Annotated in this window: 12 protein-coding genes; 8 read left to right on the top strand and 4 right to left on the bottom strand. The window is 50.0% G+C overall.

From position 1 onward, the window contains the following. Positions 1–314: 314 nt before the first annotated feature. Positions 315–1,394, top strand: coding sequence for a site-specific integrase (locus tag C7433_RS15510; protein WP_039339626.1), 1,080 nt, complete (start codon positions 315–317; stop codon positions 1,392–1,394). A 60-nt stretch (positions 1,395–1,454) separates the two neighbouring features. Here C7433_RS15510 and C7433_RS15505 read toward each other — a convergent pair whose 3' ends face one another. Beyond that, the gene (locus C7433_RS15505; protein WP_006121986.1) at positions 1,455–1,850 is read right to left on the bottom strand and encodes an H-NS family nucleoid-associated regulatory protein; all 396 of its coding nucleotides are present in this window, start codon (positions 1,848–1,850) and stop codon (positions 1,455–1,457) included. Positions 1,851–3,625: 1,775 nt separating this feature from the next. Here C7433_RS15505 and C7433_RS15500 point away from each other — a divergent pair. The 3 genes from C7433_RS15500 (at position 3,626) to C7433_RS15490 (ending at position 5,405) form a co-directional block, all read left to right on the top strand. Next, the gene (locus tag C7433_RS15500; protein ID WP_033742402.1) at positions 3,626–4,186 is read left to right on the top strand and encodes a non-canonical purine NTP pyrophosphatase; all 561 of its coding nucleotides are present in this window, start codon (positions 3,626–3,628) and stop codon (positions 4,184–4,186) included. Next, positions 4,183–4,977 carry an SIR2 family protein gene (locus C7433_RS15495; protein WP_033742404.1) on the top strand — a complete coding sequence of 265 codons (795 nt, stop codon included), beginning with the start codon at positions 4,183–4,185 and terminating at the stop codon, positions 4,975–4,977. The genes C7433_RS15500 and C7433_RS15495 overlap by 4 nt, the downstream gene beginning before the upstream one ends. A gap of 113 nt (positions 4,978–5,090) precedes the next feature. Continuing rightward, positions 5,091–5,405: a YebG family protein gene (locus tag C7433_RS15490; RefSeq protein WP_006121982.1), complete on the top strand. Its 315-nt coding sequence runs from the start codon at positions 5,091–5,093 to the stop codon at positions 5,403–5,405. A gap of 349 nt (positions 5,406–5,754) precedes the next feature. On the opposite strand, the gene C7433_RS15485 is transcribed toward C7433_RS15490, so the two are convergent. Next, entirely contained in the window at positions 5,755–6,093 is a 339-nt protein-coding gene (locus C7433_RS15485; RefSeq protein WP_058702524.1) for a cupin domain-containing protein, read from the bottom strand. A gap of 156 nt (positions 6,094–6,249) precedes the next feature. On the opposite strand from C7433_RS15485, the gene C7433_RS15480 reads away from it, so the two are divergent. After that, the gene (locus tag C7433_RS15480; protein ID WP_110268497.1) at positions 6,250–8,181 is read left to right on the top strand and encodes a methyl-accepting chemotaxis protein; all 1,932 of its coding nucleotides are present in this window, start codon (positions 6,250–6,252) and stop codon (positions 8,179–8,181) included. Between the two features lie 56 nt (positions 8,182–8,237). Here the strand turns inward: C7433_RS15480 and C7433_RS15475 are convergent, their stop codons facing one another. After that, entirely contained in the window at positions 8,238–9,512 is a 1,275-nt protein-coding gene (locus tag C7433_RS15475) for a Glu/Leu/Phe/Val dehydrogenase (protein ID WP_054687846.1), read from the bottom strand. Positions 9,513–10,007: 495 nt separating this feature from the next. Beyond that, entirely contained in the window at positions 10,008–10,889 is an 882-nt protein-coding gene (locus C7433_RS15470; protein ID WP_033742412.1) for a LysR family transcriptional regulator, read from the bottom strand. Between the two features lie 104 nt (positions 10,890–10,993). Here C7433_RS15470 and budA point away from each other — a divergent pair, with 104 nt between their 5' ends. The 3 genes from budA to C7433_RS15455 are packed head-to-tail and all read left to right on the top strand — an operon-like array spanning position 10,994 to position 14,270. Then, positions 10,994–11,776: an acetolactate decarboxylase gene (gene budA, locus C7433_RS15465; protein WP_033742414.1), complete on the top strand. Its 783-nt coding sequence runs from the start codon at positions 10,994–10,996 to the stop codon at positions 11,774–11,776. A 15-nt stretch (positions 11,777–11,791) separates the two neighbouring features. After that, positions 11,792–13,471 (top strand): acetolactate synthase AlsS, encoded by a 1,680-nt coding sequence (alsS, locus tag C7433_RS15460; protein WP_110268496.1) that lies wholly within the window; start codon positions 11,792–11,794, stop codon positions 13,469–13,471. A gap of 25 nt (positions 13,472–13,496) precedes the next feature. Continuing rightward, positions 13,497–14,270, top strand: coding sequence for a (S)-acetoin forming diacetyl reductase (locus tag C7433_RS15455; RefSeq protein ID WP_033742618.1), 774 nt, complete (start codon positions 13,497–13,499; stop codon positions 14,268–14,270). The last annotated feature ends 11 nt before the right edge of the window (positions 14,271–14,281 follow it).

Raw genomic sequence — 14,281 nt, 5'->3', positions numbered from 1 at the left:
TGCACAAAACGCATCGCGGAATTTTTGACCGCATACTTTTCAGTTAGCTGACGTATCCCATTCATCGTCTTTATCTCCTGAGAAAGCGCCGTTGTGGAAATAATCCATCATTTATCGCGTTGTTCTCTGCGGGTTTATTAACCAGTCCATTTAAAAATAATGAGAGTCTTTTCCTTAATGACTTTCTTAAAAAGCGCACAGCGCTACCATTGTGACTCCAGACTTAACAGGTCTGGAGTCACAGGCTGTTGGAAGGTAGAATCTGGCCGACAGTTTTACGATCAGGAGAGGCAGTGGCAGAAATTTTGACAGAAATGACATCGCCGCATGTGGGCCGTCACGTCATGTGTTGGCTCAATCAGATCAGACATGCTTCCTTGTCTGATCTGGATAATTTTGGCGACGAAGGAACAGTGGAGCAGGTTATCCGCGTGTGGGTAAAACTGTCGTTGCTTGTCACCCGACGTCGTCCCGAAATTGCCATATCATCACTACTCAGGCATGTGTTGCCGAATATTGGCACTTTACCGCTAAAAAACCTGACGCGTTTACGATTAAACAGGCTCTATAACGTCCTGATTTCTGAAGGTAAAAAAGAGGAAGCCCGGCGCGTTTTTGCTCTGACTAAACAGTTTTTGTCCTGGGCCGAAATGCAGGGTTACCTGGCGCATTCGCCCGTGGCTTCACTGAGGAAACGTGATATTGCGGGCCGTGCGTCACCTCCACGAAGCCGGCAACTGTCAGACGCGGAGATTTGGGTTTTCTGGCATGGTCTGGATAACTGGTCGTTGTCAGAACAGGTACGCTGGGCCTTACGTCTGTGTCTGGTCAGTGCCCGTCGGCCTGACGAAGTTGTTCAGGCGCGGAAATCAGAATTTAATCTGCAATCCGGATTATGGAAGCAGGGAACACGTAACAAGTCCCAGCGCGAACATACTTTACCCATTTCAGCGTTAATGCGCCGTTGTATTGAGGCCTTAATTGCCGCCAGCGATCCGGCTTCTCCCTGGCTCGTACCTGCGCCGCGTGATGTCATGCAGCCGCTTTCGAAAGGTGCGCTGAATCAGGCACTACGCCGGATGTTGCGTGCGCCTCGGGGATTAGGGCTGGAACCTTTCACGCCGCGTGATTTACGTCGAACGGCACGTTCGAAACTCGCCGCGCTGGACACGCCAAACGATGTGGCAAGAAAAATTATGAATCATGCATTAGAGGGAATCGATCGGGTTTACGATACGCATGATTATGTTGTGCAAATGCGGACTGCGCTGGAGCGGTATTCAGAAACGGTTGAGCGTATTACTGAAAGCGACAGCTACCATCATCTCCCTCATCGGTATGAGAATGAGACGCTACAATTAGCCAGTTCATCAATAATGATGATGAGCAGATAATCTCTTAAAACAATGTTTCCAATAAAATGCGCGGTATCGAAATCAATACCGCGCATTTTGTCAGATCAGGAAATCGTCAAGCGAACCGCCAGCGTCCAGCGCCTTTTTAATTGGCGATGGTGTACGGCCCTGGCCTGTCCACGATTTAGTTTCACCGTTTTCATCGGTATAGCGATATTTAGCAGGGCGAGGTGCGCGCTTAGCTTTTGTTTTTGTCTCTGTGGGCAAATCAACCAGTTCAGAAATATCAATGCCGTCATTCATCAGCATTTCTTTATACTTAGCTAACTTATCTGCTTTCTCGCGCAGCATAGCTTGCTCAGCTTCTTCTTCTTCACGGCGTTCAGCGACAACGACAGAAAGCTTTTCGAGCATTTCATTTAACACATCAAGCTCAATTTCCCGGGCTTGTGCGCGTAGAATACGAAGGTTATTTAATGCTTTGAGCGCATCCATTGGTTAATCCTTAAATTACAGCGAATATTTAAACAGGGTCATTCTACGAAAAATAATCAAGGAAAGAAATATCTCTTCTGTCTGAAATGTACAAATTTGTTACCGCTTAGGATTATTACGGCATTTTAAACGCATTAAACATACATAAAATTTAAATGCCAGACGCATTGTCAGCGCCTTTTTCGTTGAGGTCCAGGTGATAAACGGTAGCATATTACGGTGACGTATTGAAAATAACGCCCATTTATTTACTTAAAAAAGCAATAAAAATCAGTGTGTAATGCATTGCCTCCTTACCAGTTACAGGGATATTACGGCATAATAAAGTCGCTTCATTCCAGCGCAGGTAAATGATAACGTCAGGTTAATAATCCCCCATGATAAATTGTCCTTATCTTCATTCTGCTCCAAAATGGTTGTGTCTTAATCGCCGGATAATGCGTTAACCGTCTTGTTCATTCCTGTTCACGGGATTAGTTTTTGTGAAGCCAGACGATTACTGAAGTCTGCAACTTTTCTTACAGGACAAATCCTTCTTTTAACACGGTTAGTCAGCGCAATATAGATCGCTATGATGGATAACATTGTGGGTACGCGCGCCTGTCTGTCTTAAGGTTTAATCACACATTTCGTGCTGTAAAGCAGAGCTATAAGCGGAGCGTTGACAAGTGACGGCAAGAATAAAAACGGGTAGCTAATATCATCCTGATGGCCTCTCTCCGTCACTGTACTTAAAGCCAGTCGGGAGGTTATCGTCGCTATAAGAATTTATCAGATCAACAACATTTATATGGCTGCGGACGTGATGCCGTTTGCTTATGAAAACACAACGTATTGCTGCCATTAGATTCTTGCACTTTTCGCTAAGGCGGATATTGTCATCTTTTCCGCTATGGGATGCTTTTCATTCCACGTCTGAAAAGTGAGTCGCTCTGTCTGACAGAATAACGTGCAGGGGGTTTCTGGAACCATTCAAAACCGCTTTTCACAAAAACATGCGTAGTGCGGCGTCTTTATCATTTTCCTCAGGATGAATTTTGAAATGCCGGAAGGGTGAACAGTCGGTGTGAAGGGCGGCACTGGTCTGCACATGCCGTACATCAGCAATAAAAGATATAAACGTTCATCGCTGCCGTTTGCAAAACAGCTTTGCCACCGATAAATACACAGGTCCTTGTCAGGGCGTCACGTCCGACTTTCTTCCCGATTCTTTTATACAGCCTCGCCAGAGCACTCTCTGCCAGTGAAAGACAGGTTCAGCCCCTGACGAGTGATGCGGCTTTGACGAACGGAACAGAGAGCGCAGGATAAACGGCTTATGCTATGCGTAATATTTTCGATTCATCTGTCAGGCACTGGATGGAAAATAAAACGTCAGTGACTTGATACTGTCAGTACTATGATGACGCCTGCATCAGTCTGGCTGGCGAACAGAGCCCCTGAAAGAACTTCGCGGCCGGTTTCTCTGTGGCTTACGGTATTTCCGCGCTTTGGAAAGGTGCAAAAACGCAGACGATGCGCAAAAGATGGTGTGTCTTTAAATAGCCAATGCAGCGGGTGCTTATTAAACGGAGCGGTGTTTTACATCATGCCTTATTCGGACTTATTCACGTCCTGCGTTGTTCTGTTTTATCCGCTCTACTCTGTAACCCCGCGTTTTGCGCAAATGTTCACGCCAGAAAGGCGCGAATTTGCGCTACACTCACCAGCGATAACCTCTTGTTCTGTCTCAATGATAAATTTGACTGAGGCAGCGTAATCAACGTGGAAGAAGCATGAAAATCAGATTCCTTTCGGCCAATGAGCAAAAACTGGCGGAGGTCCGCGGAATACTGGAACCTGTGGGCGTGGACGTCGTACCCATCGCGCGTCGCATTGAAGAAATTCAAACGGAAAATGAACTGGATTTAGTGCGAGATAAACTGACGAAGGCCTTCTCTATTATCGGACGTCCGCTTTTTGTTGAGCACACCGGGCTGTATCTGGATGGCCTGAATGGTTTGCCTGCGGGGCTGACGCGTATTTTCTGGAATCGCCTCGGTGCCGATCGCTTTGCATCGCTGGTACAGGGCCTCGACAGTCAGGGTGTAACCGCCAAAACCGTACTGGGTTATTGCGACGGACGCAAAATGTACCAGTTTTTCGGCGAATTGCGCGGCACTATTGCACCTGAACCTGCCGGTCCCCATGGATTCCAGTGGGACTGTATCTTTATTCCCGAAGGATACGATCAAACCTTCGCTGAGATGGGCGAGAAGAAAAACGAAATTTCCAACCGTCGCATTGCGCTGGATCGTTTTGCTGCCTTTTTAAAAACTGCACGAGGCGTGGCATGAAACCTGAGCTCAAACGCGCATACGATTCCGGCAAGCTCATTCTGTTTGCCGGAGCCGGTCTTTCCCGTAATCTCGGCCTGCCTGAATGGCATGAGCTTATCGCTCATCTGGCTAATGAACTGGGGTACGATCCGAAAATTTTTAATACTTACGGTACGCACCTCTCTCTGGCTGAGTACTACAAGCAGAAAAAAGGTTCGTTAGGACCGTTACGAAGCTGGATGGATCGCGAATGGCACCGGCCTGATATTGATGTCCGCAGCTCTGAAATTCATACCATGATCACTCAGGGCAACTTTTCACGCATCTATACCACGAATTACGATCGGTGGCTGGAAGCCGCGCATGAGGCCCATGGCGTGCCTTATTCAAAAGTGGCGAATGCAGCCGATCTGGTTTCACTCACCGAAGATAAACGTCATATCATCAAACTTCATGGCGACTTTGATGACGATACTTCTATCGTACTGGATGAAAGCAGCTACTTTGAACGCCTCTATTTTGATTCGCCGTTAGATATCAAGCTGACCCATGATGTCATGGGCAATTCGGTTTTGTTTGTTGGCTACAGCATCAGTGATTTTAATATTCGTCTGCTCTTCTATCGGCTGACAAAAATGTGGGGGCGCACAGGCCTGGCAACCGCCCGACCCAAATCTTACCTTTTTACCAATCGCAATAACCCGGTGGCAAAAGAAGTATTGGGGCAATGGGGAATCGAAATGATCGTGTCGGAAGAGGACGATCCCCGTAAAGCGCTGGCTGAGTTTATGGAAGAATTACTGGCCTGATGCACACCGAATGGCGTAAGCAGGGCAGGTTTAACCGTTGTGTCTTCTCTTCACTGGAAAACGTCGCCGACTGTGTTATACTGTATAAATAAACAGTATGTGAGGGCAATAAAATGGCTGTCGAAACCAAATTTGTAGTAGTCAGAAAGGGTGAAGAGAAGATGACATTTGCCAATAAGAAAGAGGCCGATGCCTACGACAAAATGCTGGATATGGCAGAGGCGTTCACCGACTGGTTACTGGCACACCAGGCCGATATGGACGAATCGCAGGCTGAAACCTTAGGGTTGTTGCTGGCAGAGCAAAAAGACGCGGTACAGCATATTCTTCGCACCAGCAAATTACCTGGCACGGCGCAAAATGTGTCAGAAACAGCTGACGCGACTGCGCAAAGTGAGAAAAAAGTCCGCGCCGTTAAAGCGGCCTGATGGTTCATTCCTGGCAGTTCATTACCTGTGAACTGCCTGCCTGTTATCCCGCACCACGCTCTCTCCATAACGCTTCGCGCGCACTGACTGGTTTACGCCGTGCTTGCCTGCATTACGATCAGCAAGTCAAATGTGTGATGGCAAAAGCGTAGTGATGGAGATATCTGGCAAGCCAGCCAAAACAAAGCGCAGAGCTGTGAAGCCAGCCAGTATGATTCCACATGAATAAGTCCGGTTTTAATCCCGCCAAAAAAGAGGGCACAAACTGACATATTTTTTCCGCCCGTTTATTGTTTCAGGTCAAAATCATCGCGATAAGTTACCAAAATTTCACTTTCCCGCCCGGTGTTCAGACGACATCGTGACGATCGCCACGCGTTGTGGGATGAGAAATGACTAAAAAAGTGACGCTGTTATCGCTGATATTGCGAGCCTGATGTTTTGCGCCGGGGGGAATTTCAATTCCCTGTTGCGTCTGCAGATGATGCACCACACCTTCCACCTCAAGGCTGAGCTGGCCTTCCAGCACAAAAAAGAACTGCCGCGATCGCACATGATAATGCCGTATTTCATGTGTTGCAGGCGGCATCTGCTCATAAATAATGCTCAGATCGTGTCTTTTAAGCAGATGCCAACCCTCACACTGCTCACCCCAGAAATAATGTTCTGCGTTCTCTTTCGAAATCATGCGCTTTCCCCCTGATGATGAACGTTGTGATTAAGGTCTGACTTGAGTCATGAGAATTAAAGTTCGTTTATTGAGCGCCGATAGATCCTTAAGGAACATAAAAGCGTCTGTCTGGCAGGGAAGTCAATTAAGCCGATCGATTTCAGGGGAATCCGCATGACTTCTCAACCCGCAAAAAAAACACTGACCACCCGCACCCAGATGCTGCTTGCCGGTGGCCTGACTATTACGCTTGGTTTTACCGTCACCATTGGCGTCCTGAGCTGGCAATCGGCAAAAGAGCAAAAAAACTTAGCGGAAAATTATCTTCAACAGATTGCACAAAGTCGCGGCCTGCAGATTCAGCAAGAGCTGAATTACGCGCGCGATATGGCACACAGCCTTGGCCAAAGCCTGATTGCCTTACCAAAAGCGGGCGTTAATGACCGGAAAATTGCCGACAAAATTATGGAGTATTCCCTCAGGGCCAACCCTGACTATCTCTCTATGTCCGTGATTTTTGAACCTGACGCGTTTGACGGTCGCGATGCGGAGTTTGTTGGTCAGAAAGGACAGCCACCTCAGGGCCGCTATGCCTGGTTTGTTGACCGCGATCAGTCCGGCAACTATGCCATGCATCCGCTGCTCTCCTATTTGACGCCTGGCCAGGGGGATTATTATCTGGTCCCTCAACAGTCGCGTAAAGATACCCTGATAGAGCCTTACAGCTACCCGTACAACGGCGTGCCAACCTTACTGACCTCGGTTGCCTCACCCATTATCGATCAAGGCAAGCTCATGGCGGTGGTCACATCGGATATTTCGCTTGCGTCATTACAGCAAAAAGTGAACCAGATAAAACCCTGGCAGGATACGGGTTATGCGCTGTTGCTTTCGAACAGTGGCAAAGTGGTATCTTCACCTGTCAAAAATGACGCTGGTAAGGAATGGAAAGGCGACAAAGACAATTTTACCCGTCAGATCGTCGAACATGATGATCCGGTGTTGGGTGAAAGAGCCATGTACACCTGGTATCCGGTGGTGACAGGCAACAGCGATAAGCCCTGGTATGTGGGAATTGTCGCCCCTGTCAGCCAGGTCATGGCCGCCGCAAACCGCCAGCTCTATTGGGCTATCGGTTTAATGCTTGTGAGCATCCTGCTGGTAGGTGCCGTACTGGGGTTATTGTTTAATCGCAAAGTAATGCGCCCGCTTGGTGGCGAACCCGCAGAAGCAGCCCGCATTGCGCTGGCCGTTGCGGAAGGCAAACTCAGCAATGACATTCAGGTCGCGCACGGTGACAACGCCAGCCTGTTTTACGCCCTGCACACCATGCAAAGCCAGTTGCAATCCATTGTGGGCCAGATTAAAGATGCCAGCGCGTCTGTCAGAGAGGGGGCCAGTGAGATAGCCAGCGGCAACCTGGATTTAGCCTCGCGCACCGAACAACAAGCGGCAGCACTGGAAGAGACAGCAGCCAGCATGGAACAAATCAGCGCCACGGTTCGCCTGAACGCGGATAACGCCCAGCAGGCTACGCACCTGACCGGAAATGCGACAACCATTGCCAGCCGGGGCGAAAACCTGGTGGGCCAGGTGGTACAGACCATGTCGCAAATTGATGATAGCTCAAAGAAAATTGGCGATATCACGACCATGATCAACAGCATTGCCTTCCAGACCAATATCCTGGCGCTCAACGCAGCCGTTGAGGCGGCCAGGGCGGGCGAGCAAGGGCGCGGATTTGCGGTAGTGGCCTCTGAGGTCAGAAACCTGGCGCAACGCAGTGCCGGTGCGGTCAAAGACATTGCCGCGCTTATTGAGGAGTCCAGTGCCCGGGTACAAAGTGGCGTCACGCTGGTCAATGAGGCAGGCAAAACGATGCATGAAATGACCCAGGCTGTCTCCTCTGTACAAAGTATCATCAACGAAATCGTTGCCGCGTCAGATGAACAGGCGCGAGGAATTAGTCAGGTGACGATTGCGTTAAATGAAATGGACGGAACAACGCAGCAAAACGCGGCTTTGGTGCAACAAATGTCGGCGGCAGCCAGTTCGCTTGAAGATCAGGCGCAACAGCTGGCCCAGACGGTACAGCAATTCCGTTAAGCGAAAGCCGCTGAATAAAAACAACCCGCGCACATCGCGGGTTGTTTTTTACTGGCTTAGCCCGGATAGATACCGCGATCTTTACGGGCCATCAGAATACGCTCACAGGCAACGATATAGGCTGCGGTGCGCAGAGAGCAGTCTTTCTCTTTGGCTTTTTCCCAAACATGAATCATGGCTTCAGTCATGATTTTATCAGACCGTTTATTAATCTCGTCTTCACTCCAGAAGAAACTGGCCATATCCTGCACCCATTCGAAGTAACTGACCGTCACACCGCCGGCGTTACAGATAACGTCTGGGACCACAATCACGCCACGGTTTGCCAGCACATCGTCAGCATCCGGATAGGTAGGACCGTTGGCACCTTCAAGTACCAGTTTACAGCTCAGGGTCTCAGCGCGTTCACGCGTAATCTGACCTTCAAGGGCTGCCGGAATGAGAATATCCATTTCCGTGTGCCAGAAGGCCTCTTTATCAATGCTTTGTGCGCCTTTGAAGCCAGCAATCTGTTTGTTTTCGGCCTGCCATTGCGTCAGTGCATCCATATCAATACCGTCGGCATTGAACAGGGTAGCGGTATGATCCTGAATCACCACGACGCGTGCGCCAGCCTGGCTGAACAGACGTGCCGCTTCACTGCCAACGTTACCGAAGCCCTGAACGGCGACGCGCGCACCTTCAATCTCAATACCGGCACGGCGCGCCACTTCGCGACCTGTAACAAATACGCCGCGACCGGTGGCTTTTTCGCGACCCAGCGATCCACCCAGGTGAATAGGTTTACCTGTCACGACGCCCGTCACGGTGGTGCCCAGATTCATGGAGTAGGTATCCATCATCCAGGCCATCACTTTACCGTTGGTACCGACATCGGGTGCCGGAATGTCTTTTTGTGGACCGATGATGATACCAATTTCGCTGGTATAGCGGCGGGTTAAACGCTCAAGCTCACCTTCAGACAATTTGAAGGGATCTACACGAATCCCGCCTTTAGCACCACCATAAGGCAGGTTCACAGCGGCACATTTGATGGTCATCCAGGCGGAGAGTGCCATGACTTCATTCAGGTCAACATCCGGATGATAGCGGATTCCGCCTTTGCCGGGGCCGCGTGACAGATTATGTTGAACACGGTAACCCTCGAAATGACGAATTGTACCGTCATCCATTTGCAAAGGAATATCAACAATTAAGGCACGTTTAGGATGACGTAACGTATCGATCCAGCGAGAGAGATCGCCCAAATAAGGTGCAACGCGATCGATTTGTTGAAGGTAGGTAGACCAGGCGGATGTACTACTGTCAGACGCGTAAGATAACTTATCCATACAAAACCTTCTTATCGACGTTATTTATTGTGTTGAGCCGTGGAAACAACACGCTTTTCAGCGCATGTATAATTTATCACTGCCAGAAAAAATATGATGTCGGCCCGGCACGCATTATCGCTATGCTATTTCGATTAACGCTGAATAAGAGTGAATAATAGTGCAGATAAACCGGGTAAAATCCCCGCGCTGGTTGCATAAGAAATGCATAAAAGATGCATAAAATAAAAAATCAGCCATTTATCAGTTCTTTGAGAAGGTTCAAAAAGTTAATTAAATGTTAGAAATGGCATTGACTTTTTTGCACCAATGTGGTGCATTAATTCAGCTAATGCGAATGAAAATTTCATTTATGTGAAAACACAAAGGCAACATGAAATAGCCCCAATGACGCATCAGGGGGATATATTCGCAGCGCTTATTTCCCCTTTTCATACTGCATCTTTTATTTTTCCCGCTTCGTTTCTGCCACCGAAAGGAGTGATCGCTGAGTGTTTAACGCGCAGGAATGAGTGCTAATAAATGGTTCACGGCCTTGGACGCATTATTACGCCGCCAGGCAAAAGCGACATCCGTAAAGAGCGTATTCTCTGCAATGTCACGAAAGCAAATGTGGGGATTCTGTACGCAAATCATGGATTCAGGGATCAGCGCAATCCCGCAGCCCGCGCCGACCATCCCCAGCGAAGAGCTGATTTGCGGGGCCTGCTGGAAAGAGGAAGATGAAAAACCTGCCCGTAAGCAGGCACTGACAATGAGTTCATACAAACTGGGCGAAACTTCACGTGGAAAAATAATCAACGTTTCGTCTGCCAACTCACTTAGCGCAATGGCCGTTTTATGTTTCAGATGATGGTCGGCAGGCAGTGCCAACACCATCCGCTCGGTCGAAATAACCCGCAAATTAAATGACCGACTGCTTTCACAGGGTAAACGAATAAACGCCGCGTCCAGTAGTCCTTCCTGAAGATCCTGTATCAGTAAAGACATGTTTTCTTCGCGGGTCATTAATTCCAGTGCAGGATAGCGGGCTTTAAAGTGCCGAATGATTTCGAATACACGAGGATTAAACGCCACCGAACTCGCAAAACCTAATGACATTTTTCCGCTCATCCCACGGGCAACGCCTCTGGCTTTCTCCAGGGCATAATCGGCCAACTGAACAATTTCAATCGCGTCTGTCAGAAAAGTCTTTCCAGCCTCTGTCAGTTCCACACCACGTGTCAGCCGCTTCAACAGCGGGGTACCAATTTCATGCTCCAGGCGCTGAATTTGTTGACTCAGCGGCGGCTGCGAAATGCCCAGTAGTTCAGCCGCTCGGGTGAAGTGTTGAGTCTGTGCGACCGCAACAAAATAACGTAGATGGCGCAGTTCCATATTAAAAACGTCTCAAAGTTAACAGGTTTTGCTATTGGATTCTGTCGGCAAACGGGACCACCATAATGTTAACACGGCTTAACAGTTAACCCATGAGGCATCCAATGAGCAATTTTGTAACTGATTGTTCCTGCGAGGATCAACTTAAAGATACGGTGAACAAACTGCAAAAAAATATGCCAGAAAGTGTTATGTATCAAACCTCTTTGATGAGTGCACTTCTGAGCGGTGTTTACGAAGGTGAAACCCGAATTGCAGATTTACTGCGTAAAGGCGACTTTGGCCTGGGCACGTTCAACCAGCTCGACGGAGAATTGATTGCATTCGACAGCAATGTTTATCAGTTACGGGCGGATGGCAGCGCCCGTCCTGCCCATCCTGAGCAGAAAACGCCCTTTGCGGTTATGACCTTCTTCCAGCCTCAGCATAAACACACTTTCGAACGTGCTGTTCCACGTCATGAGCTGCACCAGTTAATTGACAGTGAAATCACCTCAGACAATCAGTTCTGTGCCTTACGTGTCAGCGGCCACTTTTCATCGGTACAAACCCGTACCGTTCCGTGTCAGTGCCGCCCATACCGCTCGATGCCAGAAGTGCTCGGCAATCAGCCCATCTTTGAATTTTCTCATCGCAGCGGTGAGCTTATCGGGTTCCGTACGCCACAGTACATGCAGGGCATTAACGTCGCCGGGTACCACGAACATTTTATCACCGACGACAGAACCGGAGGCGGTCACATTCTCGACTACGTGCTTGAAGAGGGCACGCTGACCTTTGGCGCCATCAGCAAGCTGGTCATTGACCTGCCGGAAAACAGTGATTTCCTGCACGCCAATTTGACGCCCGAAAACCTGGATGACGCTATCCGTTCTGTCGAAAGCTAATAACGAGGCCTGAATATGAAAACCCTCTCAGATACAACCCTCTGGACCTGCGGCGCCGACCTGGTTGTCGCGCAACTGGAAGCACAGGGCGTCAGCCATGTGTTTGGTATTCCGGGTGCAAAAATCGATAAAGTCTTTGATTCATTGCTGGATTCGTCTGTTCAGACCATTCCCGTGCGGCATGAAGCCAATGCTGCGTTTATGGCCGCTGCGGTGGGCAGACTGACCGGAAAAGCAGGGGTGGCGCTGGTCACCTCCGGTCCTGGTTGCTCCAATCTGGTGACCGGTATGGCGACCGCGACCAGCGAAGGCGATCCGGTTGTGGCGCTGGGGGGCGCCGTCAAACGCTCTGACAGCGCCAAGCAGGTTCACCAAAGCCTGGATACCGTCTCTATGTTCCGCCCGGTCACAAAATATGCGGTAGAGGTGACCGATCCCTCCGCCCTGGCTGAATGCGTGTCAAATGCCTTTCGCCATGCGGAGCATGGTCGCGGAGGCGGTGCGTTTGTCAGCCTGCCACAGGATATTGTCGACCAGCCGGTGACGGGCAAAGTCCTGGCCAGCAAAGGCGGTATCACCCTGGGGGCGGCACCCGACGTCATGCTTGATGCGGTCAGTCGTGAAATAGCCAAAGCAAAAAATCCGGTGATTCTGCTTGGCCTGATGGCAAGCCAGCCTGAGAACAGCGAGGCCATTCACGATCTGTTAAACCGCAGCCATATCCCTGTTACCAGCACCTATCAGGCAGCAGGCGCGATACGTCAGGAGCACTTTTCCCGTTTTGCTGGCCGCGTGGGTCTTTTCAATAACCAGGCCGGTGACAAACTACTCCAGCAGGCGGATCTGATTATCACGATTGGCTACAGCCCGGTTGAGTACGAACCGGCGATGTGGAATACCGGTAATGCGACGTTAATTCATATTGATGTCGTCCCGGCGGAAACCGACAACCGCTATTTACCTGATGCTGAGTTAGTGGGGAATATCGCGGCAACGGTGGGCAAGCTGGCGACGCGGATAACCTCACCCTTACAACTTAGTCAGCAGGCTGCCAGCATACTGGACGATCGCCAACAACAGCGACAGTTACTGGCGCTTCAGGGGGCCAGTCTGAATCAGTTTGCACTTCATCCCCTGCGTATTGTCCGGGCGATGCAGGACATCATCAACAGTGACGTCAGTCTTACCGTGGACATGGGCAGTTTTCATATCTGGATTGCCCGCTACCTCTACAGCTTCCGTGCGCGTCAAATCATGATTTCTAACGGACAACAAACCATGGGCGTTGCGCTGCCCTGGGCTATCGGTGCCTGGCTTGTCGATCCATCACGTAAAGTGGTGTCGGTATCAGGGGATGGCGGTTTTCTCCAGTCCAGTATGGAGCTGGAAACGGCGGTCAGGCTCAACGCCAATATCCTGCACATTATCTGGGTCGACAATGCCTACAACATGGTGGCGATGCAGGAAGAGAAAAAATATCAACGTGTGTCCGGTGTCAATTTTGGGCCCATTGATTTTAAAGCCTATGCCGAGGCGTTTGGCGCTGCGGGGTTTGCGGTGACCAGCGCAGCTGAACTTGAGCCGACACTGCGCAAAGCAATGGATGTGCAGGGGCCGGCGGTTGTGGCTGTACCGGTGGATTATGCGGACAACCCCCTTTTGATGGGACAACTCCATCTGAGTCAGCTTCTTTAATCACGAAGGAACGGAGGACATGATGATGAAAAATCGAGTGGCGCTGGTAACAGGTGCGGGCCAGGGCATTGGTGAGGCGATTGCGTTACGCCTGGCGAAAGATGGCTTTGCCGTTGCGGTAGCGGATTTTAATTTTGATACCGCTTCTCAGGTCGCGGAAAAAATTAAAAAAGCGCAGGGCAGTGCATTAGCCATCAAGGTTGATGTATCGAAGCGTGATCAGGTTTTTCACGCGGTTGAGCAGGCACGTGAAGTGCTGGGCGACTTTAATGTCATTGTCAATAATGCCGGGATTGCGCCGTCCACGCCTGTTCAGGACATTACGGAAGACATCATTGATAAAGTCTACAACGTCAACGTGAAAGGCGTGATTTGGGGGATGCAGGCCGCGGTTGAAGCCTTTGCAGCGGAGGGGCACGGCGGAAAGATCATTAATGCCTGCTCCCAGGCTGGCCACGTCGGAAATCCTGAACTGGCGATATACAGTTCGAGTAAGTTTGCCGTGCGCGGTCTGACCCAAACGGCAGCCCGGGATCTTGCACCGGCGGGCATTACCGTAAACGGTTTTTGTCCGGGCATTGTCAAAACCCCCATGTGGGCAGAAATTGATCGGCAAATTTCCGAAGCCGCAGGTCAGCCTGCAGGTTATGGTACCGAGGCCTTCGCCAAAAGAATCACACTGGGCCGTTTATCCGAGCCCGACGATGTGGCCGCCTGTGTAGCCTTCCTCGCAGGACCGGACTCGGATTATATTACCGGCCAGTCTATCCTGGTTGATGGCGGAATGGTCTTTAGCTGATCGCGATCAGG

The sequence above is a fragment of the Pantoea sp. PNA 03-3 genome, assembly GCF_003201175.1.
In the GTDB taxonomy this organism is placed as follows: Bacteria; Pseudomonadota; Gammaproteobacteria; order Enterobacterales; family Enterobacteriaceae; genus Pantoea; species Pantoea stewartii.
Note: the sequence above shows the minus strand (reverse complement) of the source record. Positions and strands in the feature narration are given on the sequence as shown.

What these genes read in the sequence shown, in the direction of transcription:
- C7433_RS15505 (WP_006121986.1), bottom strand. Translation starts at nt 1,850, where the DNA reads ATGGATGCGCTCAAAGCATTAAATAACCTTCGTATTCTACGCGCACAA.
- C7433_RS15490 (WP_006121982.1), top strand. Translation starts at nt 5,091, where the DNA reads ATGGCTGTCGAAACCAAATTTGTAGTAGTCAGAAAGGGTGAAGAGAAG.
- C7433_RS15470 (WP_033742412.1), bottom strand. Translation starts at nt 10,889, where the DNA reads ATGGAACTGCGCCATCTACGTTATTTTGTTGCGGTCGCACAGACTCAA.
- C7433_RS15485 (WP_058702524.1), bottom strand. Translation starts at nt 6,093, where the DNA reads ATGATTTCGAAAGAGAACGCAGAACATTATTTCTGGGGTGAGCAGTGT.
- alsS (WP_110268496.1), top strand. Translation starts at nt 11,792, where the DNA reads ATGAAAACCCTCTCAGATACAACCCTCTGGACCTGCGGCGCCGACCTG.
- C7433_RS15455 (WP_033742618.1), top strand. Translation starts at nt 13,497, where the DNA reads ATGAAAAATCGAGTGGCGCTGGTAACAGGTGCGGGCCAGGGCATTGGT.
- C7433_RS15500 (WP_033742402.1), top strand. Translation starts at nt 3,626, where the DNA reads ATGAAAATCAGATTCCTTTCGGCCAATGAGCAAAAACTGGCGGAGGTC.
- C7433_RS15495 (WP_033742404.1), top strand. Translation starts at nt 4,183, where the DNA reads ATGAAACCTGAGCTCAAACGCGCATACGATTCCGGCAAGCTCATTCTG.
- C7433_RS15480 (WP_110268497.1), top strand. Translation starts at nt 6,250, where the DNA reads ATGACTTCTCAACCCGCAAAAAAAACACTGACCACCCGCACCCAGATG.
- C7433_RS15475 (WP_054687846.1), bottom strand. Translation starts at nt 9,512, where the DNA reads ATGGATAAGTTATCTTACGCGTCTGACAGTAGTACATCCGCCTGGTCT.
- budA (WP_033742414.1), top strand. Translation starts at nt 10,994, where the DNA reads ATGAGCAATTTTGTAACTGATTGTTCCTGCGAGGATCAACTTAAAGAT.
- C7433_RS15510 (WP_039339626.1), top strand. Translation starts at nt 315, where the DNA reads ATGACATCGCCGCATGTGGGCCGTCACGTCATGTGTTGGCTCAATCAG.